The 26,743-nt window shown below is 63.0% G+C and carries 29 protein-coding genes and 1 tRNA gene; 8 read left to right on the top strand and 22 right to left on the bottom strand.

Annotated features, from left to right (window positions below; translation table 11 throughout):
* Positions 1 to 221: 221 nt before the first annotated feature.
* Positions 222 to 2,195 carry an aconitate hydratase gene (locus VI234_RS03900; RefSeq protein WP_008307889.1) on the bottom strand — a complete coding sequence of 658 codons (1,974 nt, stop codon included), beginning with the start codon at positions 2,193 to 2,195 and terminating at the stop codon, positions 222 to 224.
* A gap of 241 nt (positions 2,196 to 2,436) precedes the next feature.
* Between VI234_RS03900 and VI234_RS03905 the strand changes: the two genes are divergently transcribed.
* The 4 genes from VI234_RS03905 (at position 2,437) to VI234_RS03920 (ending at position 4,716) form a co-directional block, all read left to right on the top strand.
* On the top strand, positions 2,437 to 2,898 hold the full coding sequence (locus tag VI234_RS03905; protein WP_442905018.1) for a deoxyuridine 5'-triphosphate nucleotidohydrolase: 462 nt from the start codon (positions 2,437 to 2,439) through the stop codon (positions 2,896 to 2,898).
* A gap of 222 nt (positions 2,899 to 3,120) precedes the next feature.
* Entirely contained in the window at positions 3,121 to 3,780 is a 660-nt protein-coding gene (locus VI234_RS03910) for a helix-turn-helix domain-containing protein (RefSeq protein WP_336329300.1), read from the top strand.
* Between the two features lie 223 nt (positions 3,781 to 4,003).
* Positions 4,004 to 4,282, top strand: a complete 279-nt coding sequence (locus VI234_RS03915) for a HalOD1 output domain-containing protein (RefSeq protein ID WP_336329301.1) — start codon at positions 4,004 to 4,006, stop codon at positions 4,280 to 4,282.
* A gap of 50 nt (positions 4,283 to 4,332) precedes the next feature.
* Entirely contained in the window at positions 4,333 to 4,716 is a 384-nt protein-coding gene (locus VI234_RS03920; protein WP_008307882.1) for a methylglyoxal synthase, read from the top strand.
* Positions 4,717 to 4,831: 115 nt separating this feature from the next.
* On the opposite strand, the gene queC is transcribed toward VI234_RS03920, so the two are convergent.
* The 4 genes from queC to VI234_RS03940 form a co-directional block, all read right to left on the bottom strand.
* Entirely contained in the window at positions 4,832 to 5,530 is a 699-nt protein-coding gene (queC, locus tag VI234_RS03925) for a 7-cyano-7-deazaguanine synthase QueC (RefSeq protein WP_336329302.1), read from the bottom strand.
* A gap of 24 nt (positions 5,531 to 5,554) precedes the next feature.
* Positions 5,555 to 6,337 carry a 7-carboxy-7-deazaguanine synthase QueE gene (locus VI234_RS03930; protein WP_336329303.1) on the bottom strand — a complete coding sequence of 261 codons (783 nt, stop codon included), beginning with the start codon at positions 6,335 to 6,337 and terminating at the stop codon, positions 5,555 to 5,557.
* Positions 6,337 to 6,786: a 6-pyruvoyl trahydropterin synthase family protein gene (locus VI234_RS03935; protein ID WP_008307876.1), complete on the bottom strand. Its 450-nt coding sequence runs from the start codon at positions 6,784 to 6,786 to the stop codon at positions 6,337 to 6,339. Before VI234_RS03935 ends, VI234_RS03930 begins: the two co-directional genes overlap by 1 nt.
* 94 nt (positions 6,787 to 6,880) lie before the next feature.
* On the bottom strand, positions 6,881 to 7,162 hold the full coding sequence (locus tag VI234_RS03940) for a hypothetical protein (RefSeq protein ID WP_008307874.1): 282 nt from the start codon (positions 7,160 to 7,162) through the stop codon (positions 6,881 to 6,883).
* Between the two features lie 134 nt (positions 7,163 to 7,296).
* Between VI234_RS03940 and VI234_RS03945 the strand changes: the two genes are divergently transcribed.
* The gene (locus VI234_RS03945; protein ID WP_008307873.1) at positions 7,297 to 7,986 is read left to right on the top strand and encodes a hypothetical protein; all 690 of its coding nucleotides are present in this window, start codon (positions 7,297 to 7,299) and stop codon (positions 7,984 to 7,986) included.
* Positions 7,987 to 8,453: 467 nt separating this feature from the next.
* On the opposite strand, the gene VI234_RS03950 is transcribed toward VI234_RS03945, so the two are convergent.
* The gene (locus tag VI234_RS03950; RefSeq protein ID WP_336329304.1) at positions 8,454 to 9,782 is read right to left on the bottom strand and encodes a M28 family peptidase; all 1,329 of its coding nucleotides are present in this window, start codon (positions 9,780 to 9,782) and stop codon (positions 8,454 to 8,456) included.
* 25 nt (positions 9,783 to 9,807) lie between these two features.
* Between VI234_RS03950 and VI234_RS03955 the strand changes: the two genes are divergently transcribed.
* On the top strand, positions 9,808 to 9,966 hold the full coding sequence (locus tag VI234_RS03955; RefSeq protein ID WP_167320670.1) for a hypothetical protein: 159 nt from the start codon (positions 9,808 to 9,810) through the stop codon (positions 9,964 to 9,966).
* Positions 9,967 to 9,982: 16 nt separating this feature from the next.
* On the opposite strand, the gene VI234_RS03960 is transcribed toward VI234_RS03955, so the two are convergent.
* The 4 genes from VI234_RS03960 to VI234_RS03975 all read right to left on the bottom strand — a co-directional run bounded on the left by VI234_RS03960 (position 9,983) and on the right by VI234_RS03975 (position 13,663).
* The gene (locus VI234_RS03960) at positions 9,983 to 10,300 is read right to left on the bottom strand and encodes a 2Fe-2S iron-sulfur cluster-binding protein (protein WP_336329305.1); all 318 of its coding nucleotides are present in this window, start codon (positions 10,298 to 10,300) and stop codon (positions 9,983 to 9,985) included.
* A gap of 22 nt (positions 10,301 to 10,322) precedes the next feature.
* Positions 10,323 to 11,720, bottom strand: coding sequence for a selenium-binding family protein (locus tag VI234_RS03965; RefSeq protein ID WP_336329306.1), 1,398 nt, complete (start codon positions 11,718 to 11,720; stop codon positions 10,323 to 10,325).
* A 112-nt stretch (positions 11,721 to 11,832) separates the two neighbouring features.
* Complete coding sequence (locus VI234_RS03970) at positions 11,833 to 12,735, bottom strand: NAD-dependent epimerase/dehydratase family protein (protein WP_336329307.1); 903 nt, start codon at positions 12,733 to 12,735, stop codon at positions 11,833 to 11,835.
* Between the two features lie 43 nt (positions 12,736 to 12,778).
* A complete protein-coding gene (locus VI234_RS03975) occupies positions 12,779 to 13,663 on the bottom strand; it encodes an NAD(P)H-binding protein (protein ID WP_336329308.1) in 885 nt (294 codons plus the stop codon).
* A 168-nt stretch (positions 13,664 to 13,831) separates the two neighbouring features.
* On the opposite strand from VI234_RS03975, the gene VI234_RS03980 reads away from it, so the two are divergent.
* On the top strand, positions 13,832 to 14,050 hold the full coding sequence (locus VI234_RS03980; RefSeq protein WP_008307860.1) for a DUF1328 domain-containing protein: 219 nt from the start codon (positions 13,832 to 13,834) through the stop codon (positions 14,048 to 14,050).
* 167 nt (positions 14,051 to 14,217) lie between these two features.
* Here VI234_RS03980 and VI234_RS03985 read toward each other — a convergent pair.
* The 3 genes from VI234_RS03985 to gnd form a co-directional block, all read right to left on the bottom strand.
* Positions 14,218 to 14,290, bottom strand: a tRNA-Arg gene (locus tag VI234_RS03985).
* 49 nt (positions 14,291 to 14,339) lie between these two features.
* Complete coding sequence (locus VI234_RS03990) at positions 14,340 to 14,924, bottom strand: 2Fe-2S iron-sulfur cluster-binding protein (RefSeq protein WP_336329309.1); 585 nt, start codon at positions 14,922 to 14,924, stop codon at positions 14,340 to 14,342.
* Between the two features lie 128 nt (positions 14,925 to 15,052).
* Entirely contained in the window at positions 15,053 to 16,117 is a 1,065-nt protein-coding gene (gene gnd / locus VI234_RS03995) for a phosphogluconate dehydrogenase (NAD(+)-dependent, decarboxylating) (RefSeq protein ID WP_336329627.1), read from the bottom strand.
* Between the two features lie 98 nt (positions 16,118 to 16,215).
* Here gnd and VI234_RS04000 point away from each other — a divergent pair, with 98 nt between their 5' ends.
* Entirely contained in the window at positions 16,216 to 17,313 is a 1,098-nt protein-coding gene (locus tag VI234_RS04000; RefSeq protein WP_336329310.1) for an aminopeptidase, read from the top strand.
* 270 nt (positions 17,314 to 17,583) lie between these two features.
* Here the strand turns inward: VI234_RS04000 and flaJ are convergent, their stop codons facing one another.
* The 9 genes from flaJ to cheY form a co-directional block, all read right to left on the bottom strand.
* Positions 17,584 to 19,332 carry an archaellar assembly protein FlaJ gene (flaJ, locus tag VI234_RS04005; protein ID WP_336329311.1) on the bottom strand — a complete coding sequence of 583 codons (1,749 nt, stop codon included), beginning with the start codon at positions 19,330 to 19,332 and terminating at the stop codon, positions 17,584 to 17,586.
* 2 nt (positions 19,333 to 19,334) lie between these two features.
* Positions 19,335 to 21,008 (bottom strand): type II/IV secretion system ATPase subunit, encoded by a 1,674-nt coding sequence (locus VI234_RS04010; protein WP_008307847.1) that lies wholly within the window; start codon positions 21,006 to 21,008, stop codon positions 19,335 to 19,337.
* Positions 21,009 to 21,022: 14 nt separating this feature from the next.
* On the bottom strand, positions 21,023 to 21,784 hold the full coding sequence (locus tag VI234_RS04015; RefSeq protein WP_004515259.1) for an ATPase domain-containing protein: 762 nt from the start codon (positions 21,782 to 21,784) through the stop codon (positions 21,023 to 21,025).
* A complete protein-coding gene (locus VI234_RS04020) occupies positions 21,781 to 22,233 on the bottom strand; it encodes a CARDB domain-containing protein (RefSeq protein WP_336329312.1) in 453 nt (150 codons plus the stop codon). The genes VI234_RS04015 and VI234_RS04020 overlap by 4 nt, the downstream gene beginning before the upstream one ends.
* 1 nt (position 22,234) lies before the next feature.
* Positions 22,235 to 22,672, bottom strand: a complete 438-nt coding sequence (locus tag VI234_RS04025; protein ID WP_008307843.1) for a flagellar protein F — start codon at positions 22,670 to 22,672, stop codon at positions 22,235 to 22,237.
* Positions 22,656 to 24,332, bottom strand: a complete 1,677-nt coding sequence (locus VI234_RS04030) for a FlaD/FlaE family flagellar protein (protein ID WP_336329313.1) — start codon at positions 24,330 to 24,332, stop codon at positions 22,656 to 22,658. Before VI234_RS04030 ends, VI234_RS04025 begins: the two co-directional genes overlap by 17 nt.
* Before the next feature lie 240 nt (positions 24,333 to 24,572).
* Positions 24,573 to 25,094 carry a chemotaxis protein CheD gene (locus tag VI234_RS04035; RefSeq protein ID WP_008307841.1) on the bottom strand — a complete coding sequence of 174 codons (522 nt, stop codon included), beginning with the start codon at positions 25,092 to 25,094 and terminating at the stop codon, positions 24,573 to 24,575.
* A complete protein-coding gene (locus VI234_RS04040) occupies positions 25,094 to 26,311 on the bottom strand; it encodes a chemotaxis protein CheC (protein WP_008307839.1) in 1,218 nt (405 codons plus the stop codon). The genes VI234_RS04035 and VI234_RS04040 overlap by 1 nt, the downstream gene beginning before the upstream one ends.
* Positions 26,312 to 26,671 carry a chemotaxis protein CheY gene (gene cheY, locus VI234_RS04045; protein WP_004515265.1) on the bottom strand — a complete coding sequence of 120 codons (360 nt, stop codon included), beginning with the start codon at positions 26,669 to 26,671 and terminating at the stop codon, positions 26,312 to 26,314.
* Between the last annotated feature and the right edge of the window lie 72 nt (positions 26,672 to 26,743).

Genomic DNA, 26,743 nt, shown 5'->3' on the forward strand with positions numbered 1-26,743 from the left:
GTTTCAGACTGGAGTCGATCTAGTTCCTCCTCGCTTAGGTGCCTCACAATCTCTCTTTCACGTCCTACCACACGTACTATGACTAATGCCAGCCTCACAAAGGCTTCCCTGAGCCACTACGGTCCCGCTCCCAATACGAGGTTTCTGCGAAACCTCGCGTGTCTCACGGCGCGACGCGCCGTTCGACCCGCAAGAGACTCCTCACTACGTTCGGAGTCTCTCTAGTCGTCTGCAGGTGCAGCGCCGCCTTCGTCGTGCTGCTGTTTCGTGTGCGAGAGCTTGCCACCGGCGGCGAGGATCTCGCGTTCGCGCTCGGAGGCGTCGAGCTGGCCGGTCGCTTCCCAGTCGTCGTTCACGCGGATGGTGAACTCTTCCTGGCCGGAGCGGACGGCTTCGGCAGCGTCGTCGACGACCTCGATGTCGTCGCCTTCCTCGATCTTCTCGTAGGTCTCCTCGTCGATGGTGAGCGGGACGATACCGAAGTTGAACAGGTTCGCCTTGTGGATGCGGGCGAAGCTCTGTGCGAGGACGGTCTCGATACCCAGATACATCGGGCACAGGGCCGCGTGTTCGCGCGAGGACCCCTGACCGTAGTTCTCGCCAGCGACGAGCACGCCGCCGTCGGCTTCGAGTGCGCGCTCCGCGAACGTGTCGTCGACGCGCGAGAGCGTGAACTCGGAGAGCTTCGGGACGTTCGACCGGTACATCAGGATGTCCTGCGTGGCCGGGATGATGTGGTCCGTCGTGATGTTGTCCTCCATCTTCAGGAGGGCTTCACCGCCGACTTCGGTCTCCAGCGGGTCCTTCAGCGGCACATCGCCGATGTTCGGGCCCTTGATGAGTTCGTCGTCGACGGCCTGGTCGGGCGCGATGAGGTCCGACTCGGAGTTGCCGATGTACTGGTCGGGCATCTCCAGACCGGGGGCGTCGAGGTCGCCGAGTTCGTCGGCGAGGTCCCGCGGGTCGACGATTTCGCCTTTGATGGCCGCCGCGGTGGCGACTTCCGGCGAACAGAGGTAGACGTTGTCGTCCTCGATACCGGAGCGACCCTCGAAGTTGCGGTTGAAGGTCCGCAGGGAAACGGAGTCGGAGGCCGGGACGTGACCGATGCCGATACAGGCACCACACGTCGCCTCGGAGAAGTTGACGCCAGCGGCCATCATCTCCGCGGTCCAGCCCTCGCGGGCCAGCATCTCGGAGGCCTGCTTGGAGCCGGGGGCGACGATCATCTCGGTCTTCTTGTCGATGTTGCGCCCTTCCAGCATCTTCGCGGCCGGGAGGATGTCCTCGTAAGCGCCGTTCGTACAGGAGCCGATCATGACCTGCTCGACGTCGACGCCCTCGACTTCGCTGACGGGGACGACGTTGTCGGGCATCGACGGCTCGGCGATGAGCGGTTCGAGGTCCGAGAGGTCGACGACGATCTCGTCGGCGTACTCGGCGTCCTCGTCGGGGCCGATGTCCTCGAAGACGTCCTCGCGGCCGAGGCGTTCGAGGTAGTCCTTGGTCTGGTCGTCCGTCGGGAAGATCGAGGAGGTGGCACCGAGTTCGGTCCCCATGTTGGTGATGGTGGTCCGCTCGGGGACGGTCAGCGTCTCGACGCCCGGGCCGGTGTATTCGAGCACCTTGCCGACGCCGCCCTTGACCGAAAGCCGGCGGAGCAGCTCCAAGATGACGTCCTTGGCGGTGGCCCATTCGGGCAGTTCGCCTTCGAGGCGGACGTTGACGACTTCCGGCATCTCGATGTAGTACGCGCCGCCACCCATCGCGACGGCGACGTCGAGCCCACCGGACCCAATGGCGAGTTCGCCGAGACCGCCGGGGGTCGGCGTATGGGAGTCGGACCCGAGCATCGTCTTGCCGGGTGCCGCGAAGTTCTCCTTGTGGACGTTGTGACAGATACCGTTACCGGGGCGTGAGAAATGGGCCCCGAACGTGCCTGCCGCAGAGCGGAGGAAGCGGTGGTCGTCGGTGTTCTTGAAGTCGAACTGGTAGGTCTGGTGGTCACAGTACTGGGCGGCCAGTTCCGTCTGGACCTCTTCGAGGCCCAGCGCTTCGAACTGCAGCCAGACGAGCGTCCCGGTCGTGTCCTGTGTCAGCACCTGATCGATCTCGATACCGATCTCTTCTCCGGGTGTTAGCTCCCCTTCGACGAGATGGTCGTCGAGAATTTTTTCCGTAAGCGTCTGTCCCATAACGTGCGTCAATGGATGGCGCGGCGGTATAAATCCCGCGTATTCCGTCGTATTTTTCATATAAAAACCCGCTCCGTCCGTCACTCATACGGACCGTTGTAGCCGATTGGCGGTATCGCCACCGACAGTGGGGCGATGACCGGTAAATACTACAACAGTCCGTATCGGAAGCGAGTCAACCGACCGGAGGGCGATCAGCCAGATCGGCAGGTCTTTCCACGACACTCGCACAGAGTCGCGTATGTTCAAAAGCGGGCGGTTCGTCGCCGATGCCCTCGGCGACCTGAGAGAATCGCAGGTACAACCGAACGGCGTCGACCTCACGCTCGGTGCGATCTACGAGCAGAGCGAGCCGGGACGCATCGAACGCGGCGGCAAGACCGTCGGCGACCGTCAGGAACTCGAACCCAGCGACGGGATCTATCAGCTCGACCGCGGCGGCTACATCGTCGAGTACGCCGACCGGGTCGTCATTCCGGATGGACACATCGGCTTTCTCCTCCCGCGGTCGTCGTTGCTCCGTAATTCGTGTATGCTCGATACGGCTGTCTGGGACGCCGGCTACGAGGGGCGGGGCGAGGGACTACTGGAGGTCCATCACCCGATAGAACTCGAACAGGGCGCGCGGATCGCACAGCTCGTTCTCGCCGACGCCGCTCACGAGGGGACGTACGAAGGGTCGTATCAGGGTGAGAATCTCTGATGCGTGATCGCGGTCCGAAACACGTCTCATAGCCTGAGACATGGTAGGCCATGCTGTGAATTTAAGTGGATTTCCTGAGTGCTATCGATTGGTGCTTGAAGCAACTATACCCCGGTCCATACTGCCGTCAGCCTTCAGTACCCGGAAATTACACAAGCACCGTTTTCAGGTACGACAACTGTCTGACCGGGGTTTATCACCGTTGCTGCGTGACAGTGAGACATGATAGTAGAATTTCACATCGATGCCCCCCTCTTGCAGCGAACAGCTGAAACGCTGAGTAAAGCAGCGATACGAATACAGCGACTTCACTGCGAGAGTGGCGACTGCCGTGCCGTCGCCTGGATTGGCCCCGTCGAGCGGCCCGCCATCGAAGCGAATCTGGCCCAGGACGAGAGTATCACCGACTATGCCCACGTAGCGGCAGAAGGAGATGGTCACTGGTATACCCTGCATACAACTGACACGATAATCGATACGATCGGAGAAGCGTTGTTGAACGCGGACGGGTTCCTGCTCGGTGCCGCACAGACCGGCAACGACTGGGTGTTTCGAGCCCGGTTCCCCGAGAAGAGTTCGGTGCTGTCGTTCCGTGACGTGCTCGTGTCCAGTGATATCAACATCGACATTCAGACCATCACCGACGACACGGAAGCCTCTCCCCAGTTCGGCGTGACGGATCCACAGCAAGAAGTGCTGTTGCTCGCGCTCAATCGTGGCTACTTCACCGTCCCGCGAGAATCGTCCCTCTCGGACCTCGCCGCGGAGCTCGGGATCTCCAGTCAGGCCGCCTCGGAGCGGCTCCGTCGCGGGACGCGAACGCTGGTGCAGAACACGTTGGCGGCCCCTGAACGGCCGCTTGTCGGCTCACCGCCCGAGTAACCCACGGACGGCTTCCGGTTGGTGGAAAGCGAAGATGGTGGAACGCCGGCCCTCTGTGAGCAGCCGGTCTGGGGGCGATATATTGCCGAATAGCTGCGTTCTGTGTTGTCTGGGCTGACAGTGTGCGGATACGGGCCGTCTGATGCGTCATCGGCCCACCGGTTATTTCAGACAGTGAAATAGCTCGTCCGCTGTTATAAGAGAAGGGAGCGTACACTGGAGTATGAGCTCGAACGAGGGGACCGTGTATATGCTGCGGAACCGGGCCACGGAGGGGTCCGACGACTGGGTCAGCCCCGAACCCGCAGGTGATGTTATTGCCGATGCGGTGATCGAAGCGACAGATCTAGATGCGGACGATATTGACGGGCTGGATACGTACGTCGACATCGGGTCACTCCGTGCGGTCGTCACAGAGAGGACGACGGAGGCGCTGACGTTCGCCGTCGAAGGACACGACGTGACGATTACCGCTGACGGAGAGATTTCCGTCGACAGTTGAGTCGGTGCTATGTCCAAATGACATAAGACGATGGCCCGAGAGCCCCAGATATGACCCGCGTGGCACTCATCGCACACGACGACGAGAAGCCCGAGATGATCGACCTGGCTCAGAGCTATGAATCGACACTCGCGGAGTTCGACCTCGTCGGGACCGGCACGACGAGCAAGCGCATCATGGCCGAGACCGACCTCACAGTCGAGCGAAAGGAGAGCGGACCGATGGGGGGCGACACGCAGATCGGCGCTGAGGTCGCCGAGGGCCGGATGGACGGCATCGTCTTCCTCCGGGACCCGCTGACGGCACAGCCCCACGAGCCGGACATCTCGGCGCTCCTGCGTATCTGTGACGTCCACGACGTACCGCTGGCGACGACGCGAGCCTCAGCGGAGTACATCCTCGAAGGGCTGGTTCGGGACGAAGCCGACGACTAGCCCGCCGGGAACGGGAGACGACCGTCTGCGGTCCGTTTACAGCGGGAGCAAGGCGAAAGCCCACCCCTTCAGGGGTGTGGATGAAGCCGACAACCCGGCAGCTTCGCCTGTAGCCTCACTCCGCGTGCGTCGGTCGTTCGGCGTACTCGATGGGGTCCCGTTCGCCGATACGCTGGAAGGCTTCCAGCCGGAAGGCGCAGGCGTCGCACGTCCCGCAGGCCGGTTCGTCGTCCCGGTAGCAACTCCAGGTGTCCTCGTAGGGAACGCCGAGTTCGACGCCGCGCTCGGCGATGTCGGTCTTGGACCACTCGACGAAGGGCGCGACGAGGTCGATGTCGGTGTCGGGTTTCGTGCCGGCGTCGATGACGCCCTGAAAGGCGTCGAAGAAGGCGGGCCGGCAGTCCGGATACCCCGAGAAATCCTCGCTGTGTGCGCCGATGAAGACGGCCCCGCAGTCGTTGGCCTCGGCGTAGGAGACCGCCATCGATAGCAGGTTGGCGTTCCGGAACGGAACGTACGAGGTCGGAATCTCGTCGCTGTCGGTGTCAGCGTCCGCCACGTCCATCGAGTCGTCGGTCAGCGACGACGCGCCGATTTGCGTGAGGTGGCCGGTCTCGACGTGGAGGAAGTCCGCCGCGTCGACGTGGTCGGCCAGCGCGCTGGCGCAGTCGTACTCCCGGTCCTCGGTGTTCTGCCCGTAGCTGGTGTGCAGCAGGTACAGGTGGTCGTAGCCGCGGGTCTGTGCTTCGTAGGCCGCCGTGGCGCTGTCCATGCCGCCGGAGGCGAGCACGACAGCGCGGGTGTCGTCGGTCATCGTTGTACGTGGTGTCGCAAGCAGTTACGTTCCCGGTTCGTCGTTCCAGAGGTCGACGTGGAGTCGCGGTGTGTACCGGTAGCCGAACTCCAGCGCGAGGTCCGCGACCGTCTCCCGTGTCGCTTCGAGTTGGTCACGCGTCTGGCCCTCCGGCATCAGTAACACGTCGTCGTCACACACGCGGGCAGACGTAGCGTCTCGGAGTCGCTCGACGAGGCACTCGATTTCGGCCATGTCCTCGCGGCCCGTGACGACGAACTTGAGTTGCGTGTCGTAGGTTTCGACGAGTTCGGCCAGCGTCGGCACGTCGAGCCGGCGCTCCTCGTGGCGGTCCGCCCACTCGCCGTCGCCGTCGGGGTCGCGGTCGGCCGTCGGCGTACTGGAGGCCAGTTTCGGGCTGACGCTGGCGAGGTCGATAGGGGCGTCGGGGACGACGGTCCCGTTGGTCTCGACCGTCGTGTGGTAGCCCCGGTCGGCCAGCCGCTCTAGCAAGTCCGCACTCGAATCGTGGATGAGCGGTTCGCCACCGGTGAGGACGACGTGGTCGGCGTCGTACTCCTCGATAGCGGCGAGCACGTCGTCGACGGTGAACCAGTCGTGGGTCGGCTCCCAGGAGGTGTGATAGGAGTCACAGAACCAACAGCGCAGATTACAGCCGCTGGTCCGGACGAACACGCTCGGGACGCCCGCCAGTCGGCCCTCGCCCTGAAGCGACTGGAACAGTTCGTTGATGGGGAGGTCGCCCGTCTCCGCGTCGGCGTCGGTCCCCTCGATATCGGCCCCGGGCGCGTCGTTTGCGACCGGCATCAGCGGGTACAGAGTTCGCTGGTCTCCCGGACGGAGACGGCCACGTCCGACACCGTCTCCGGGAGGCGGTCGGCGAGGCGCTGTTCCAGTATCGCGGCCATGACTTCGGCTGTCGGCGGGTGGTCAAGCACGACCACGGCGTCGCCGTCGCCGCTGGCGTCGAAGGCCTCAACCAGTGGGTCGCCGGCCTCCAATAGGAAGCGGTGGTCCCACTCGTCGACCACGTCCGTGACCTCGCCCTTGTCGACGACCCACCCCTCGTCGGTTAGTTCGCCGGTGATGCGGACGGTGATTTCGTAGTTGTGTCCGTGCGGGCGCGAACATTTCCCGTCGTGGTGTCGCAGTCGATGCCCCGCAGAGATCCGGATCGGCCGGTCACCACCGACGACGAGTTCGCGTTCGCCCGCGTCGGCGAGCGTGTCCTCGGCCTTCGATAGTCGCTGAGACATACCACGGTATTATCATTCGGTGTCTTAACTCTCACGGGAGCTGGCCCGCCAATGTCTCGATACTACGGAGCCAACAGTAGTTCGATGACCGGTATCAGCAGTCGTCGTCGACGGCCGCAAGTCGTCGGTTCATCGCTCGTAGATACTCGGCGGCAGCGTCGGGATGGTCGGAATCTAGCGCGGTACGCACTTGCTCGCAGCCGTGCAACAACCGCGACCGCAGATCACACTCCGGCAGTTTGTTCCGGCTGACCGTCTCAGCCGTCGCAACTGTCTGTCGGGCCGTATGGTACTCCGCCGCGATAATGGCTGTTTCGCCCTCTTCAGCGAGTTGTGTCAGCACCGCGTGGACGTCGCTGGGCAGGTCTCTGGGCACATCCGCTGTTAGTTATGCACAGTCATAACGCTCGTGTTAGTTGTACAGCGATGGGCGGCGGCCCGTATCGCGAACGACTATCGGCAGCGGACATCGGCGTAAGGGATAGGTCGCTGCAGCCCACAGAGTCGGGTGTGACACGACGTGCCGTCGAACGGGAGTTCGAACGTTACCTCTCGCAGTTCGTCGACGAGACGTACGCAGCCTTCGACGTGGCAGCCGTGCTACGCGGGTCAAACGGGAGCGGAAGCCGCGTTGCGGGCAAACTGCTGAACAACAGCCGCCCGCTGGAGCGCCACGTCGTCCGGCCGAAACTACAGTCCTACCAGCAACAGATACTCGCCCAACTGGAGCCGGTGCTTGATTACGCCGCCACTGACGCGGCGTTCGATACCTATGCTGACGAAGTGCTGGCCCGTGATATCTACTGGAACGCGCTCCGCAACACCGTCCGTGGCGACCGCCGGGACCGGATTCGAGAGAGCCTGCTGGCCCGCCAACAGTCGTTCGGTGACGACCTCGCGCCGCTTGTCGCCGCCGACAGCGACGACTTCTGGACCGCCGTCACCGAGTCCTACGAGAAGGAGACGGCGACGGATATCGTCCGGACGCACTTCGAGTTCTCCGTCCCACTGCGGGAGAATCAGAACGCCTTCGCCTTCGAACTCACCATCGACCCCGGCGAGGTGCTGGGCGGTCTGGCACGAGCCCTCCCCACGCTCGACGTCGAGTTCACTGACGAGGCGTTGCGGTCGATGCGACGGGCTGAACAGCAGGTCATTCCGTCGGCGAAGGCTGACGTAGAACAGGCCTACGAGTCATAGACCGGCTCCGCCGCTGGGTGTCGCCTTGCATCGCGCTCGCTACTGACTGGTGTTCCTCAGAGGAATAGTCCGAAAGTGGACACGACGGCCGTCTTGGCACATGGACGGCCGTTGTGTCAGGTATTGGTGTTGGTGTTGACTGACGACGGCAGGTATGGTTTACTCACGTCGACTCGGCCTCGGACTCCGCGAGACCGATAAGCATGGGAGCTTGGCAGCGAACGCCGGTGACGGCGTTCACATACGGGCTACAGTACGTAGACCAATCAACCTGCCATCGATTCCCAGGTACCCATATGGTAAATAACCTACGGAATATGTTACTTCTATACTGAGTAAATCATTATATCCAATCGTCAGCGACCAGAGAACCGGAACACTGGAGGGGGCGAAAATACTAGAAATCTGGTAGTTCTTTCGTACAGGTCGCGGGAGTCGAACGTGGCAGTGAAGGGACTGGCGTCGTGTCAGTCGTCGAAGGGCCAGTCACCTGTGATCCGCATCCCTTCGGCGAGGTTCTGGGCTTCGAGCGCATCGGCTATTTCCGTGGGGTCTTTGTGAGCAGATCGCACTGAGTCGTCTGCAAGTGTCACGGCGAGTTCGGTCAAGAGGACGGCCTGCTCGCGGAACGTCCGGGGTTCCAGTTTGTCCAGCGTATCGGCGTGGGTGTGGCCCCAGCCACGCCCCTCGCCGCCGGTTTCGCTGGTTACATGATAGCCGGGGACGCCCCGCCGCACGAACGGCCAGTGGTCGCTGTGAGGGCCTTGCTCCGGCGTGAGCGAGATGGGGTGGTCGAAGCGGTCGGCCACGTCATCGGCGGCGGCCGCCAGCGCGTCGAAGCCGTGGGTGTAACACTTCAGCGTGCGGCCCTGAACGACGCCGTCGAAGTTGAGCACGGCCGTTACGTCGTCGAGGGCGGTCTCGTCGGCCAGGCGGTTCGACCCCACGAGGCCGACCTCCTCGGCACCGAAGGCGACGAACTCCACGCGCGTCTCCAGTTCGTCCTCGCGGCCGGCCAGCGCGCGGGCGGCCTCGACGACCATCGCCGTCCCGGCCCCGTTGTCCATCGCCCCCTCCGCGATGTCGTGGGCGTCGACGTGGCTGGTCACCAGCAGTCGCTCGTCGGTGTCCGGTCCCAGTTCGGCGTGGACGTTCTGGCTCGTCGCGTCGGGCGTCTCGCAGTCGACGCTGACGGTGACGTCGTCGCCCGCGTAGCGACGCGCCAGTCGCGCGCCCGTCTCGCTGGCGACGCCGATAGCCGGAATCTCGCCGATGGGTGCGTCTGCTGTCCCGACGCTTCCGGTCGGCGGCAGCACGCCCTCGACGTGGTTGCGGTAAATAAATCCGGTTGCGCCGGCCTCGACGGCGTGATAGTACTTTTCCCGGCGGTGGATGTACCGGTCGTACCAGTCGGGCACGTCGGAGCGGGCCAGCACTACTTTGCCCTCGCAGTCGGCGTCTTCGAACTCCTCCGGAAGGCCGTGTCCAACGTCGACCAGTTCACCGGTCGCCTCGCCGGCCGGCGACCGCGGCAGAGCGATACACTCGTGGGCCTGCGCCGCGACCGGCGACCCGTCGGCGCGGACGGCGCTGTCGCCCCGTTCCCAGCCCTGAATTCCGAACTCCGAGAGCCGAGCGTCGCGGGCGTACGCCGCCAGCGCGTCCCGGGTCGCTTCTGCCGCCGCCCGTTCGCCGTCGCTGCCCGCCATCCGGTTCCCGATGTCGACCAGCGTCTCCAGGTGATCCCAGCCGGCCGTGCTGGTGAACGTCTCGCCGATCCAGTCAGTGTTGTCCATACGTCCCGGTGGGGCCGTGCCGGGTTTGAAATTAGGGGTCGTCGTGCTGGTCGTCCTCTACGGCCTGTTTCTCCTGACCAAGCCCGGCGACATCACCTACGACGCCTGGGTCCACGCGACAGTGTTCGTCATTCCAGCTATCGGGTTTCTGGGACAAACCCTCCAGCAAGCGCTGTCGGGCTGAGCGGAATCGGTGCCGGTCACTTCCAGGGGTTCGGCACCAGTTCGGCCTGTACCGTCGCGCCGACGGCGAGGTGCGCGTCGGTCGTCGGCTCGGCGATACAGAGCAGGACGTAGCCGTCTTCCAGATGCTGCTCTTTGAGCGCCCGCGGCGGGCGGTGATGGACCACGTCGCCGGACAGCAGGCGAGCGGTACAGGTCCCGCATGCGCCGGTTCGACAGCCGAACGGCAGCCCGATATCCGCGGCCTCCGCGGCGTCGAGTATCGTTTCGCCGTCTGGCACCGAAACCGTCTCCGTCCGGTCGCTGTCCCGCCAGTCCAGCAGGACCTCGGTCATCGGCCGCCCAGTCGCATCGTCCTCATTGCCACACGTCGCTGGTACAGTCGCCGTCGGGCCACCGGATCTCGTGGGCGCGAGCAGGGCCTTCGGGCAGGTCGCCGAAGTCCACGAGGAAGTCCCGGTCCAGCGACATCGTCCCCGTCCGCGGGTCTACGTCGGCTTTGAGCATCACTGACCCCTTTTCGGCCTCCTCGGGGAAGAACTGGTTGTCCCACGAGGAAAACAGCGACGTCGTCCAGTAGAGGCGTTCGCCGTCCAGCGATAGCTGGAGCATCTGCGGCCCGGCAACGATGTCGCGGCCCTGGACCTGCTCGATGTCGCCGAAGTAGCCACCGATAGAGATGGAATCGGCCTTTCGGGGGTTCGACGGGTCCGAGATGTCGTACATCCACACCTCGCCGTGGAGCCAGTTCGACCCGAACAGGTACCGGTCGTCCATCGAGATGAGGATGTCCGTCACCAGCGCCGGCACCGGCATGTCCCAGTCCTCGTGCTCGCGGTCGTCGAACTCGATGACTGGCTCGGCACGGTATTGGCCGTCCGACTCACAGAAGTGGATGATGTTCGAGGACAGCGCCGCCCCGACGTAGCCGTGGGTGCTCTCGGGCGTGTGCAGGAACCGGGCCTCCAGCGGAATCAGGCCGTCCTCGCCGAGGTCGATTGTCTGCTCAACGGTGCCGGCCTCCCAGTCCCAGAAGTTGAGCCGCTGGCCGTAGTTGCCGTCCTCGACGTCGTCCAGGTCGAACCCGGGGTAGTACGTCTTCGGGGCCGCCCACTCCGTCGACAGCATCACGTTCTGGCGGGGCTGGTACCAGTAGTCGTAGTTCATCTCGATCTCGCCGGGCGGGTCCCACCGGCCCTGCACCTCGAAGTCGTCGTTCAGTTCCAGAAAGCCGCCGGGGAGGTCGCCGTCGGCGTCGCCCAGCATGGAGATGAGAATCTCGCCGTCGGGGATGCAGTGGACGGTGTGGGGCGCGGAGAGGTCGTGCTCGTACACCGCCTCCGGTTCGATGACTTTCGTCAGTTCGGGGTCGCGGCGCTCCTTCGTGTCGACGATGTGGATGCGGGAAGACCGCTGGCCGGGTATGACGAGGTGTCGGCGCTCCAACCCCTCCATGTGGCACGACGACGAGCAGGCGTTCCACCCGAAGTGGTGGAGTTCGTCGCCCTTGTTCGGCATCTGGACCCGGTTGATGATTTCACTGTACGTGTCTGAGTCGGGGGCTACGTCGACGACGGCCAGGAAGTCCGGCGCGTCGACGTCCTGGCCGACGTGCAGCCCCATCACGTAGGCGGTCCGTTCGCGCTCGGCCTCCTCGATGGCCGCCTGCGGGGTGGCATAGCCCGGCCCCTCGTGGTCGTGATGCTCGTGATGGTCGTGTGTCTCGCTCTCTGACGGCTGTTCGGCGTCACTCATGCATGTTAGTTACATACACATTACATTTTAGCAACGTGTTCCGGATGAAACGGCCGCTACATGCGGCATGGTAATGGCGGCGTCCGGATCGATGGGCGGGCCGCCGCTGGCTTCACGCCAGTTGTCGCCAGCTCCAGGTCGGTTCCCAGCCCAGCAGCCGCTCGGCTTTCGTCGTGTCGATGAGCGTCGCATACGGGTTCTCGTCGTCGGCTGTCGGCCCCCGGTAGTCAGCATCGGGGTACAGTTCCGCCGCGAGTTCGGCGCTCGGCGTCTCGGCGCTCGTATCTGGTGCCGAGACCCAGACGCGTTCGTGGCCGTCGAACGACGCCGCAACGGCCCGCTCGACGAGCCGAACGGCGTCGGTGGTGTGGACGTACGCGTACAGCGTGTTCCGCTGGGTGTGGAAGTGCGGTGACGCCCGAGACCCGGCGAGTGTCCGGTCTGCCTCGACGAACGTCTCCCTGGCCAGGTCGTCGTCGACAACCCACGGAAGCCGAAGCGACATGATAGTGTCCGGGGCGTCCGCGCTCCGGCGGGCGAACCCGTCGGCGGTGATCTCCAGTGCCTGTTTCCCCATTGCATACGGGTTCGACGGCGTGAGGCGGTGGTCCTCGTCAATCGGGAGATAATCGACCGTGATGTGGTCGGGTTCGAACCCGCCGCCGATAGCACTGAAACTCGACGCCAGGGCAACCGTATCGACGCCCAGTTCGCCGGCCGCCTCCAGCACATGATAGCTGGACATGACGTTGCTCTCGTAGGTCCGGTACCCCGGCGTGTGGTCGGGCGTGGGACTCATCCCGAGATGGACGACCGCGTCGGGGCCGGATTTCGCGAGTGCGCCGTAGACCTCGCCCGCATCGAGCAGGTCAGTCCTGACGTATGCGTCCGAATGGTCTTCCTCCCGTTTGCCACGGGAGAGGTTGACCGTTCGATACCCCGCTGCAGTCAGGTGTTCGAGGACGTGCTGGCCGACGCGGCCGTTGCCACCAGTAACGGCGACCGATTCGGGCATAGCTACGTCTGCACCGCACAGCCCCAAAACAGTCCCGCAGGGCCTACGACTCCATCAGCGACCGCCGAACGGCGTCTTTGATTGGCGTCTGTTCGATTGGCACGACGTCCTGCAGGTCCATCTCCGGATCGACCGTGACCGGGTTCCGCATACTCTCGGCCAGCGGCCGCGCGATGGCGTACTGTACGTCTGTCGTGAAGCGAAGCCAGTGCGAGGACAGGCCCGGCGTCATCACCGGCACGGCAATGATAAACACCCGCTTGCCCTTTTCCGCCGCGGTGAGTTTCAGCAGCGACTCGTAGGACCACACCGACGGCCCGCCGATGTCGTAGGTCTCGCCGCGGGTCTCGTCGGCACCGAGTAACTCCACGAGGTAGCTGATTGCGTCGTCGACGCCGATGGGTTGACACGGCGTTCGGACCCACTTGGGGACAAGCATCAGCGGCAAACGGTCGGTCAGGTCGTCGACGATCCGGAAGCTCGCGCTCTCCGGGCCGATGATGACCGCCGCCCGGAGTACTGTCAGGTCGAACGACCCCTCCGCAAGCACCGATTCGACTTCGCGCCGCGACGCCAGATGAGGCGAGAGGTTCTCCTCGTCACCGCTGATGCCGCTGAGATAGACGACCCTGTCGACGCCCGCAGCCGACGCCGAGTCGGCGAACCGACGAGCGTAGCGACGGTCTAACTCGGCGAAGTTCTCGGACGTGAGCGAGTGGATGAGGTAGTACGCGACGTCGATATCATCGCAGAGCCCATCGAGGGAGTCTGGGTCGCCGAGGTCGCCCTCGAACGGCTCGACCCCGTCGGGAAACGATTCCTCGCTCGCGCTCCGGGAGAACGCCACCACGTCGTGGCCTGCGTCGTTCAGGGCACGAACCAGTCGCTGTCCGATGAATCCAGTCGCACCCACAACGAGCACACGCATGTATTCGTACATCCGGCTGGATCAACAAAGGCTCTTGTGCCCCCAACCCAGTGACACATCGGCCAGTTACCATGAATTGTCCTCTCCAGCGCTGTCACTCAGATGATGATAACAACGCAACACTGTGAATATCTGAGGTGTCAAATAGCCTGAAAGAGAAGTGGACGTATGACACTTCAGAGCAGCCTGTCAGCCAGTGCCGTCGCGCCACACACGCTCCCACTCCAGTTCGGTGGCGGACTCATCGAACTGGCAATTCTGTTCCTCGTCCTCGCGCTGGTCGCGGCGATCCTCGGTGCGCGCGGTGTCGCCGGGCTGAGTATGGATATCGCGAAGTGGCTCGTGATTATTTTCGTCGTCCTCGCCATCATCTCCTTTGTCCTGTAGAGCCGTCGAACCGCCGGATACTATGGCCTTGTCGGTATGTAGGCAACGGTGAGGGATTTGAACCGAGTGGAGACGATCGCCCTCGCTTCGCTCGGTCGCTGCGACTCCCCGGGTTCAAATCCTCGCTTCCGGTTCGCTCACCGCTCGTAAAACTCGGGTTCGCTGCACGGGCGGCGAGGGATTTGAACCCCCGACCATCTGGTCCGGAACCAGGCGTTCTGTCCGCTGAACTAGCCGCCCACGAAAAGTGCTATCAGGCTGTCCGTCTTAACGGTTGTGAACCGCAGCGTCAGGGTGACTCGCCGGTTTCGAGGGTGAAGTCGCTGGTCGGATAGGCGACACAGGTCAGGCAGTACCCCTCTTCCATGTCGTCATCCATCAGCGAATCGTTGTTGCTGTGGCGGATGTAGTCCTCGGCCGGGCCGTCCTCGATGTGGCCGGCACAGGAGATACACTGGCCCTCGCGGCAGGCATAGGGGAGGTCCCAGCCCTCCTCTTCGCCGGCGTCGAGGAGCGGCTCGTTGTTGGCGACCTCGATCGTTTCACCCTCCTTGGCGAATTCGATTTCGTAGTACTCGACCTCGTCGTCGGCGATATCATCGGGGTCGAAGCCCTCGTCCTCTTCTTCGGTCTCCTCGCCCTCACCGAGTTCGCCTTCGGCCTCGCCGGCCGGAATCGCTGTGGCACCGCCACCTCCGATAGAGCGGTTGTACGGCTCCGGAAAGTCCGTCTCGGGGACTGTCGCGGCCCGCTGCTCGAGGACCTCCTGGGAGATGTCTTCCGGTGCCTCCCAACCGGTCCCTTTGGCGTAGTGGAGCGCGACCACTATCAGGGTGAGCGTGGCCCCGGCGGCGAGTCCAACGAGTTCTACCATGTGTCCGGCTATGGAATACTGGTTTAATTAGCTGTTGTTTCAGCGTGCGAACGCCGCCGACACCGCTGGACGGAGCAACCCTCGGCCCAGAAGGGGAGCACAAAAACCCACACGCGACGATCAGATTCCTACTCGCGGCGCGGAACGTCGTGGCGACCGAAGCCGTACCGGAGTCGGCTGGCGAGGCGGCGCGAGAACCGACCGTCATCGGCCCGCGAGCCGAACCGCTCGGCCAGCGCCTGGTAGATGAGCGGCACCGGAATCTCCTGTTCGAGTGCTTCCTGCACGGTCCATGTGCCGGTCGACCCACCCTCGACGCGGTCAGCTACGTCGCCGAGGTCGTTGCCCTCCTCGCGGAACGCCTCCTCGCAGAGTTCCAGCAGCCACGAGCGGATAACCGCCCCGTTGTTCCAAGTGTTGGCGACCGATTCGAGGTCGAGGTCGTACCGGCCGTTGGCGAGCAGTTCGAAGCCCTCGCCGTAGGTCTGCATCAGCGCGTATTCGACGCCGTTGTGAACCATCTTGACGTAGTGGCCGGAGCCCGACGGCCCCATTCGGTCGTGGCCGTCGGGACCCGTCGCCACGGCGTCGAAGATAGGGATTAGTTCGTCGTAGGCCCACTGCGGGCCGCCAACCATCAGCGAAAAGCCCAGTTCCGCACCGGCGGGGCCACCGGAGGTACCACAGTCGAGGTAGGCCGCGTCGATCGACTCGGCGCGCCGGACCGAGTCCTCGAAGTAGGAGTTGCCACCGTCGATCACGATGTCGTCATCATCGAGTGTCGGGGCCAGTTCGTCCAGCGCAGCGTCAACCGGGTCCCCGGCCGGCACCATCAGCCAGATGCGTTTCTCCGGGCCGAGTTTCTCCGCAAGGTCCTCGATGGACGATGCCGGTCGAGCCCCAGCGTCGGCCGCGTCAGCGACGCTCTCCTCTTCAATGTCGAAAGCCATGACCTCGTGACCGGCTTCGAGTACGCGGTCGACAACGATACGGCCCATGCGTCCGAGTCCGATGACGCCAAGTTCCATACCGGGGGGTCGCCTACCGAACAGGTAGGGGTTGCGGTTCGTCGGAAAAGCGTGGCACGAACACCAGCCGTGCCGTCGCCAGTCATGGCGCCGTTGCCAACCGACTGTCGCGGTTGTGGGCGGAGAGTAACTGCCACGAGTCTGTCCCGTACTGCACGGGACGATTCAGTTCGGGGACGCAAAAAATACACGGAATACGCTCAGTCTAGACGGTGCTGTCCGGCGATCATCGCTGTTTTGACCCGTCCGCCTCTGTTGGGTGTATGGACGACCGAATACGCGAGCACGCCCGGACGCTGGTCGACTGGAGCGCTCGCATCGAATCGGGTGACGACGTGGTCGTGGCCGTCGAGGACGGTGCCCACGACCTCGCAGTCGCCGTGGCCGAGCAGTTGGGCGACCGCGGCGCGAACCTCCTGTCGACGTACCAGTCCGACGAACTCACGCGGGCTTATTTGCAGGCCCACGACGGATCGTTTACCGAGGACCCCGAGTACGAACTGGCGCTGTACGAACGGGCCGACAGCGTGCTGTTCCTGAAAGGGTCGAGGAACACCACCGAGACGGCCGACGTGAACAGCGACCAGCGGCAGGCGTACTCGACAGCACGGCAGGCGATTCGGGCGGCCCGTCTTGACACGGACTGGGTGTCCACCCAGCACCCGACGCGGGCGATGGCCCAGCAGGCCGGGATGGCCTACGCAGAGTACGAGGACTTCGTCTACGACGCCACGTTGCGGGACTGGGAGGCTTTGGCCGAGGAGCAGGCCCGACTGAAGGAAATTCTCGACGACGGCCAACAGGTCCGTATCGTCGCCGACGGCACGGACATCACGCTGTTCATTGACGGCCGCATCGCTGTCAACTCCGCCGCCAGCGTGGCTTACGACTCGCACAACCTTCCCTCCGGCGAGGTGTTCACCGCGCCCTACGACACCGCCGGCGTCGTCACCTTCGACGTGCCGATGACGATACAGGGCCGCCGCGTCAAGAACGTCGAGATGACGTTCAAGGACGGTGTCGTCGTCGACTGGTCGGCCAAACAGGGCGAGTCGGTCATCGACGATATCATCGGGACCGACGGGGGCTCCCGCCAGCTCGGTGAACTCGGTATCGGCATGAACCGCGGCGTCGACCGCATAACCGACAACATCCTCTTCGACGAGAAGATGGGTGGGACAGTCCACCTCGCGCTCGGGCGCGCGTACGACGCCTGTCTCCCCGAGGGTGAGTCCGGCAACGACAGCGCCGTCCACGAGGACCTCATCACGACGATGGGAGAGGGGTCGCGGCTCGAAGTCGACGGCGAAGTCGTCCAGAAAGACGGCGTGTTCCGGTGGGAAGACGGCTTCGAGGGGTAGCTGTCGCGGTACTGCGGTGCCGTGGGCCGGGAGTGGCTGTTGCGGTGCTGTAGGCCGGGAGCGCCCTCCGTGGTGCGGCCCGGGGAAGGGCAGGCATACCGAAAGCTGTGCTGATGGTGATGATGTACCGCGAGCGGAGCGAGCGGTTTCACTCCGAGCGCGGCCCGTGGCCGCGACTCGGAGGTCGTTTTTAGCGTAGATTTTTACAAGGAGTGGTGCCCACAGCGCGCTCTTCGAGCGCGCGAGGACACCCGACGCAGTAAAAAGGTACTAGATAGAGAGGAACTGCGACACCAGCCACTTCGTAAAGGACCCCGTAACAGCGCCGATCCAGGACAGCATCACGAAGTGCATGTAGGTGTTGGCGTTGTGGCCGCCGTCGACGGTCCGGATCATCAGCGACGACAGCATCGCGCCGAACATGATGATAATGATGAGCAGGAACTCGATGAGCGGGATGTTGTAGACGCTAGTGTTGATGAGCGAGGCGGCATCGAGCCGACTGCCGGTGCTCAGATTGAGTGACATACCGGCGAGGATGTTGACGACTTGCAGGCCGATGAAGAACGCAAAGGTCGAGGCGGCGGTCATCCCGTACAGGAGGCCGACGAGGGTCGTCGTCGCCTGCTTGCGCTTCTGGCGGAGCTGCAACACCTGGTTCATGTTCTCGGAGATGAGTTCGCCCAGTTGCTTCGGGGACCCACCCATCTCGCGGCCGATGAGATACATCTCCGAGAAGGTCTGGATGAGATAGGAGCGACAGTCCGCCGTGAAGAAGCGCCAGGCGGCCGTCGGCTCGATACGCATGTTGAGTCGCTTGTAGAGGTTGTCGATGTTTGGCGACAGCGCGCCGAAGTCCTTCTTCCGGAGGGTACGAAGCACTGTACCGGTCGTGGACTGTTTCGCGCCCTCGGTCGCCCCGAGCGCACGGATGAAGTTCGGGAACTCCGAGTCGCGGTCCTTGATGCGCTGTTCCTCCTGCCGGAAGACGATACCGGGAATGATCATCGGGGTTATCGGCGCGGCGGCATAGAGGGGCAGCGGCACCTCGTCGAACATGAAAAAGAGGTCGTTCAGCGTGATCGGCGAGATACCGAGCATCCCCCCAAGCGTGATGAACACGAGCAGCATCGACAGTCCCACGCCGGCGACCATCGATTTGTTGAGCTTGGACTCGATCGGCGACGGGTAGTCGACCGGGTGGAACCACACCGGGTCGTAGGGCGCCATCGATCGGATGGCAAGGTAGAAGCCGGTCTGGACGAACACGAACATCACGATGACGGCGCTGACGGTCATCGTCGGGTTCGTTCCGGTCAGCACCGGCAGAACGACGGCGAACACCAGCGCGAACGTCATCGACAGAATCATCGAGAGGTAGAGGTCTTTCATCACTTCCAGGCTGTCGAGCGAGCTCTTGTACACCGTCGAGTAGTGCTGGATGATCTGCTCCTGTTCAGTCAGGAGGTAATCGTCGAGTCCCTGCCCGGCCCCGAGCGTGTACGCGAGGCGGTCGAAGAAGTCCGAAACTGCGCGGCTCGGGACCTGTTTGGCGCGGCGACGACAGGCGTCGTCGAGGCTCAGGTTCCAGGTGTCGACTAGCTGGACGATGCGGTGCATCTCCATCGCGAGTTCGCCGTACTCGTCTTCCTCGGCCAGCGTTCGGAACACCTCCATCCGGTCGATCTTCGTCGTCGCCAGCACGGTCATGTGCGTGATAAGCAGGTGAAACCGGTTGTTGAGTTCGCGCTTGCGCTGGCTCAGGAGGATCTTTGGGTAGAAAATCGCCGACGCCATCACCAGAAATCCAAGCAGGGGAATCGGTGCTCGGACCGCAAGGGGTTGATCCAGCAGTAAGGCGACGACCGTGGAAATAGCGAAAAAGGCGACGGCTGGCAGCAGGATGAGGAAGAGATACCGCTCCAGCGGGATCGTCATCTGGCGGTAGGACTCCACGAGCGACTGGATCGTCTCGGATATCGTCAGGTCGAGTCCGCTTTCAGCTTCGCCCTGTGCCATCGTTAGTCAGGCCTGGCGATGTTGAACGGAATCCCTTCGACGCCGTCACGCTGGAAGTCGGAGATGAAGTCGTTGACTTCGTGATACCCCAGAATACCCTCCTGGATGGCCCGCTCGATCATGTCAGCACGGAACTGGAGGTCGTCGTAGATGTCACGCGTGTCCTCGTACCCCAGGAGGGTCGCGATCTGCTCTTCGAGGACGAAGGAGTTGTTCATCCCCTGGAAGATGATTTCGTCCTCGACGGGGTCCCAGTTGAACACCTGCCGGGTGACGACACCGTCCATCTCCTTCGAGTACCCCTCGATCTCCTGAACGCTCGTCACGCGGCGCAGGACCTGATCGCCCTGCTTGACGCGGTTCTGGAACAGCGCCACGTCGGCCACGTCCATGAACGTCTCGGGGACGTTGATGGGTTCGCCGGTGAAGCGCTGAATCATCGAAACGATGTCGCTCGCGTGGAACGTCAGCATCACCGGGTGACCGGTCTGGGCGGCCTGGAACGCCATCCGCCCCTCTTCACCACGAACCTCCCCGACGATGATGTAGTCGGGGCGGGAACGCAGCGCGGCGGCGACCAGATCGAACATGTCGATGCTGGTTCCCTCGTCTTCGCCCTCACGGGTGAGGAGTTGCTGCCAAGTGTTGTGCGGGGGCAGCACCTCGGCGGTGTCCTCCGCGGTGTAGATCTTCGCGTCGTCGGGAATGAACGAGGTGATGGCGTTCAGCGTCGTCGTCTTCCCGGACGCCGTCTCCCCGACGACGAACACCGTCTGTTCGTTCTCCAGACAGAGCCAGAGATACGCGGCCAGTTGCGGCGACAGCGTCATCCACTTGGTAATCTGGAAGATGGAGAGCGGCACCTCGTCGCCCTGACGGATAGTGAGCGAGGGGCCTTTGAGGCTCACGTCGTCGGAGTAGATGAGGTTCAGACGTGACCCGTCCGGCAGCGTCGAGTCGACGATAGGGTCAGAGTCAGAGACGGGGTCGCCCATCCGTTCGCCCATGTTGCGGAGCCACTGGTCGAAGGCCTCCTCGCTCTGCCACTCGACGGTGGTTTCGAGCATGCCATAGACCCCGTGGTCGACGTGGCACTCGCTGCGGCCGATGACGTGAATGTCCTCGTTGGCCGGGTCGCGCATGACCGGTTCGAGCGGGCCGAGGCCGACGATATCGCGGTTCAGCCGGTAGAGGATGTTCTCGTAGGTCTCCTGTGTGACCTCGACGCTGTTCACGTCGGTCAAGTTCGACAGGCGTGTGAGGACGCCGCTGTCGCTGTCCTCGTCCCGGACCTTGGTGGTTTCCTGCAGGAGTTCCTCGATACGGTCGTCGAACTGGGCCTCGTTTTCGGGCGCGGGCTTGTTGACGCTGCGCTGGAGCAGGCGGTTCCGGACCTTCCCGAAGACGGCCCGCTCGTCCTCGTCCAGCTCCGGTTCGATGGCGTAGTACTTCATGTCCTGGCCCACGTCGCCGTAGATATGACAGAAGATGGGGCCGCCGACCGGGTAGAGCACGTTCGGCCGGTTCGTCTCGTACTCGTCGTCGGCCTCGTCGATGAGCATCGGGAACTCACCGGTGATCTGCTTGAACTTCTTCAGGTGGTCCCGCAGGTGGGGCCGCCGCGCTGCCATCTGTCGAAGTTCGTCCGACGGTTTCGCACGTCCGTGGTCTGTCATATCTTATATCACCTCTAGGCGACGCTGCGCGATTCGATGACGATGCCGGTTCCCGAACGGACCGAGAACCCGATGGTGTCACCAACCTGCTCGCCCATGCCGGCGAATCGGAGGACGTTGATCTGCCGGCGCACGTCGTTGCCAACCTCGATCATCTCCAGTTCGATGAACACGTCAGCGATGGCCCGGAACGGACCGATAGCCTCCTCGTCCAGCGTCGACGGGTCGACGGTGAGCATGATACACTTGCCCTGGGAGATGACGTCCCGGAAGTAGGAGATGACCTCCAGTGCGGCCTGGCGCTCCTCGTTTTGCCGGACGAGGGCCTCGAACTTGGGGTCGTTCCGGAGGATAGCGTCGAAGGTGTCGATGACGACGACGTCGGCGTCCCACATCACCTCGGCCTCCATCAGTCGCTTGAGGAGTTCCTTCCGGTCGGACTGTTCGTCACCGCCGGTGAGCGCGTTCGACTCGCCGATGTCGGCGTGCAGGAACAGCACGTCCTCGTCGAGGATGTGGTCGACCATGTCATAGGACAGCGAGTGCATCTGGTCGAGGAAGCTCCCGACGGTGAGTTCCGTTGAGAGGTATGTCACCTCGTGGCCCTCCTCACAGAGGCCGTAGGTGAACCGCTGGCTCATGGCGGATTTGCCGGCCCCGTAGTCACCCTCGACGAGGATGATACTGCCGGGCGGGATACCGCCGCCCAGTTCCTTGTTCAGTCGGTCGTGATCGTCCAGTCCGAGCGAGAATAGGTCAGTACTTGCGATACTCATGTGTTGAACTCGAACACCTCCTCGTCGCCGTTGACAATCAGCTTGAGGCGGTGGTCGCCGCCACTGAGGTTGTCGTTGATGTCGATGCGAACGACCTCACCGGGCCGCCAGCTGTTACCGCCGTCCGGCTCCAGCGTCACCGTGTAGTCGGTGGCGAAGGTGCCGTCGACGAACACATCTATCTGTCCGGGGACTGGCGCTAACGTCTCCGATCCGGTGTTTTTGACGTGAACCGTGATTGTGTTCGCGCCGCTGTCGTAGATGGTGTCGCTACCGCTGTCGGAAATGATTTCCACGTCGGTCCGAACGTCGCTGCTTACGTCCAGCCCCTGTTCCGAGACAGCGTTGCTTAGCTCGCCGATACTGCTCGTGAATACGCCGGCAACGCTCGCAGCGATGGCCATCGACGCGATGAACAGGATCAGGTGTGAGACGGAGACGCTCGCCATGTTAGCTCACCACCATCGTTTCGGCGATGCCGTTCTCGGTGACGACTTTCACCCGGTCGGGCTGACTACTGAGTGAGGTGACGGTAATCTCTAACCGCTCCTGTGACGCCCAGATATCCGTCGAGGGGTCGGTGTCAACGGTCGTGTCATAGCCCGCCTGATAGTCGTTGTCGACCAGCAGGTCGGTTGCTTCCACCGACAGCGTCTCGGAGCCAGTGTTGTCGACGGTCACGACGAGATTCTCGCTGCCGCTTGCGTTCCACGTCGCCGAGACAAGCGAGATGTCGGTGTTTTGCTGGTCGAGCAGTCGGTCTCGCTGGTCCTCGCGAGCGTCGTTGACGCGCTCGAAGCTGTTCGCGGTCGCGGAGTAGAACATTCCGAAGCCGATGAACGCGGCCACGAAGATAACGGCTGCCGAGCCGCTAACGCTGAATCCCATCGGAACCACCTCCACCGACCAGTTTCGAGAGCGCAACGGCGTCAGCCCCGCTGTCACTGTCAAGCTGCGAGATGTAGTGCAGGCTCTCCGTGTGGTGGTCGATAGACAGCCCATCCCCGGTGTCGTTCACGTCGTTGAAGCCGCGGAGGTACTCCTTGAGCTGGTCCGCGACCGACTCGTCGATCCAGTCGATAGTCTCGTAGTAGTCGATGGCGCGAGCCGTCTCGCGGTAGCCCGAGTGCTGGACCAGGAACTCGAGCCACTCGACGATGATGAGGTCCGCTGCGAACCCTTCCGGCATCGTCGCCAGGTACGGTTTCCCGTCGTCGTCCGCATCGGCGGCCGAGCCGTCGTCTGCCACTGCCTCGTCGCTACTGCCGGTGGCCGCCGTCTCAGTCTGTGTGGCAGTCGGTTCCGGCTCCGGTTCAGGTTCCGGTTCGGGCTCGGGCTCCGGTTCCACGGCTGGCTCGGGTTCCGGCTCGGGCTCCGGTTCCACGGCTGCCTCGGGTTCCGGTTCGGCTTCCGTAGCCGCCTCGGCCTCGTCACTCCCGTCGTCCTCGATGACCTCGTCGAAGAGGTCGTCGTCTTCCAGCCCGCCCATATCGTCGTCCGAATCCTCCTCGCCCAGCAGGTCGTCGTCCTCCTCGCCCAGCAGATCGTCATCGCCTTCGCCGAGTAGGTCATCGTCGTCGTCCGCTTCTTCCTCGGGTTCCTCGCCCTCGGCCCACTCGGCGTCGCCGGACTCGTACTCGTCTTTGAGCTCTGCGAACGATTTGCCGCCGTCGCCGTCGTCGCTGTCCTCGTCCATACTCTCCCCGTCGTCCATGCTCATCCCATCGTCCATGCTCATGTCGTCCTCCGTGTCGTCGAAGTCGTCGAACTCCTCGTCGAACGACCCGCCGTCGTCCTCGAAGCCGCCCATGTCGTCGCCACCGTCGTCGGGAAACATGTCGTCGACACCGCCGTCGTCCATCGACATGTCGCCGCCAGTGTCCTCCGTCAGGTCTTCGTCGAAAAAGCCCTCTGCGTCGGCGTTGGCGACGTCGTCGTCGATGTCCTCCTCGGTATTGTCGCTCCCGTCGTCGTCGAACAGGCCGAAGGAACCGCCTTCAGCCATGCCACCCATGCCGCCGTCGACGTCGTCGGCGAAGGGGTTGACGCCACGGGTGACCATCTCGTAGATATCGAGCAGTTTCCGGACGTTCTCCTCGGTCTCTTCGACGGACTCGGAGATGCTCTCGTTTTCTGTCCGAACCGTGTTGACCGTCGAGGAGAGGCTACCGACCTCGTTTTCCAGTTCGTCGAGGCGGTGTTCCAGTTCGTCGGTGTCGGGTCCGCTCGCGTCCTCCATGTCGCCGAACTCGTCGTCACCGAACCCGCCCATGTCGTCGCCGCCATCGTCGAGCCCACCCAGACCGCCGAGGTCGTCGTCACCGCCACCGCCGTCGTCGGCCATCAGACCGCCGCCGTCGGCCATCTCGCCGCCACCGCCGTCCTCGCTCGCGTCCCCGCTCTCGTCGTCCGATAGAATCGAATCGAACATATTCTTGATGCTCATACCGACCAGCCCGCCGGTCAGCAAGACAAAGAGGGCGGGTGCCAGTCCAACCAGTTCCGGTGAGACGGCTGGAGCCAGCGGCACGAGAGCGAGACTACTCATCTCTTGTATCTCATGCTGTTTCTACTCTTGAATATTCCCCTTAGCGTATCATATTTGATAATAATATCCCATTTTCCCGACTCAGATACAGTAAATTAACGATTCAAGTACTAGCCTGTTACATTTCAGGTTAATTTCGGAAAGAAAATCAGGGAACAGAGAGGTCAGTGCGCCCCCGGCAGACGAGCGGCGGTCATCCGTCTGACGCTCTGAGTCGCGCACGAGTCCTGCTCGCAGACGTCACAGCGTTATCGAATCCGTGTTCGCGCTTTTGACAACGAAATTTCCGGTGTCCGCTTCGAGCTTGACGGACCGGCCGTGGTCACCGCCCAGGTCTTCGCCGACAACGGGAACGCCGTGTTCCTCAAGTGTCTCGCGCACCTTCTTGGCGTTTCGCGAGCCGATGGAGGAGCCGTTCTCGGAGAAATCGAGCATGTCACTCCCACCGGCTATTTTCGCTTCCATCGCCTCCGTCGACGCCCCGGCATCCGCCATGGCCTCGATGAGCGCCTCGATGCCCGTGTCCGCGAACTTCGCATGGTTGCCGCCGTCGATATCGGCCGCCGACGGAAGCATGACGTGAACGAGACCGGCCACCGTGTTACGGGTGTCGTATACCGCAATCCCGATACAGGAGCCCAGCCCGCTCGTGGTCAGCACGGCCGGCTCCGTAGTCACCTTGTACTCCGCGATGCCGACCTTGATGCGCTCGGGCGAACTCTGTGCGGGACTATCCGTCTGGCTACCATCGTATACTTTCATTATTTGAATATCTGTTCGACGTCCGCGCCCGTCTCGGTCGCCCGCTCGACATCGAGGTCGTCGAGGGCGGCGCGAAGCTCTTTCTCGTTGGGCAGGGCGTGAATCTCAGCCTGGAACTCGATGTCGTCGGTCCGCATCTGGGAGTCGATGATGAACGCGTGCTCCTGATACTGTCCGACCTGCGCCGCCAGCGGGTCCATAATCGCCCGCCCCATGTCGTGGACGACCCGCGGCGGCGTGTGCTCGACTGAGGTCTGCAGGACGTTCGCCCAGCCGTCGACGAACCCGCTCGTCATGATGTTCCCCAGTTCCTCGATGGCGGCCTTGTGCTGGTCGGTTAGCTCGTCGCTGTCCATCTCGATGGGCATCATCGCCTCCGCGACGTTGATCGCGGAGACCTCGTCGAACAGCACCATGAGGTAGCCACTGGGCGTCCCGGTGAACTCGACGACCGTCCCGACGAACGTGTCCGTGCCGATCTGCTTTGGCACGTCCTCGATGGGGGCGAAACTGATCTGTGTCACCTCCGACTCGGTCGGGATGCCGGTCATCATCTCGACGTTGTCAGCGGCTTTCTGGGTGCCGCTGGTCGTCATCTCGTTGAACGTCTGGAGCTTGTCGATGGGGATGGCGTCACCGTCCGTGTCGACGTGGTCCATCATCATCTCCGTGAGCGATTCGTACTCAGGGAGCATGTAGATGTAGAAGTTCACCGACTCGTCGATCCATTCGATCTCCGATTTGAACACGAACACCTGCTGGTGGTCGCCGTTCTCGGGTGCATCGGGAAGCACGTCACCGCCGGACTCCTCGATGTACTCCGGCGGCGAGTGGTCGATGGTCGCACCGACGTAGTCGGCCCAGCCGTCGATGAAACCGCTCATCATGATGTTGCCGATCTCCTCGATGCCACTCCTGGCCATCGCCTCGTCGTCGCTGCTACCGGGCATCATCTCCTCGGTGATCGTGCCGGCGCTGTCTACGTCGAAGGCAAGAACGGTATCGCCCTCCAGAACGCCATCGAAAGAGAACTGGACGCCGACGAAGTCACGGCCGGCCAGTTCCTCGCCGACGTCTGCTCTGTCGAGCAGCGTTATCTTGGTTACGTCGACGACGGCATCGATGCCCGTCATCTGGCCCATCGACTGCGTGGCCTGTTCGGCCCCCTCGTGAGCGAGTTGGTTGAACGTGCCGAGCGACTGAATATCGACGTTCATCTATGACGGGACGACGTCCTCGATAGCCTCCATCACGCTGGGTTTCTGGAACGGCTTGGTGATGTATCCGTCAGCCCCCGCTTTCACGGCCTCCTTCATCTTCTCTTCCTGACCGACACTTGTACACATGATGACGTTCGCGTCGGGATTGGAGGATTTGATCTCGTCCGTGGCCTCGATGCCGTCCCGGATGGGCATCACGATGTCCATCATCACCAGGTCTGGCCCTTCTTCTTTGAACACTTCGACAGCTTCGACACCGTTCTCGACCTCCCCAACGATCTCGTGGTCTTCTTCGAGAATCTCGCGGAGGAGGTTACGCATAAACTCTGAATCGTCGGCGATCAGTACGTCTGGCATGCCTATCAAGCCTACATATCGTGATGAGTTAGATAAAGGTGTCCCGTAAATTATCGCGTGTGATATCGGTGG

The sequence above is a fragment of the Haloarcula sp. CGMCC 1.2071 genome (assembly GCF_037078445.1).
GTDB classification, from domain to species: Archaea; Halobacteriota; Halobacteria; order Halobacteriales; family Haloarculaceae; genus Haloarcula; species Haloarcula amylolytica.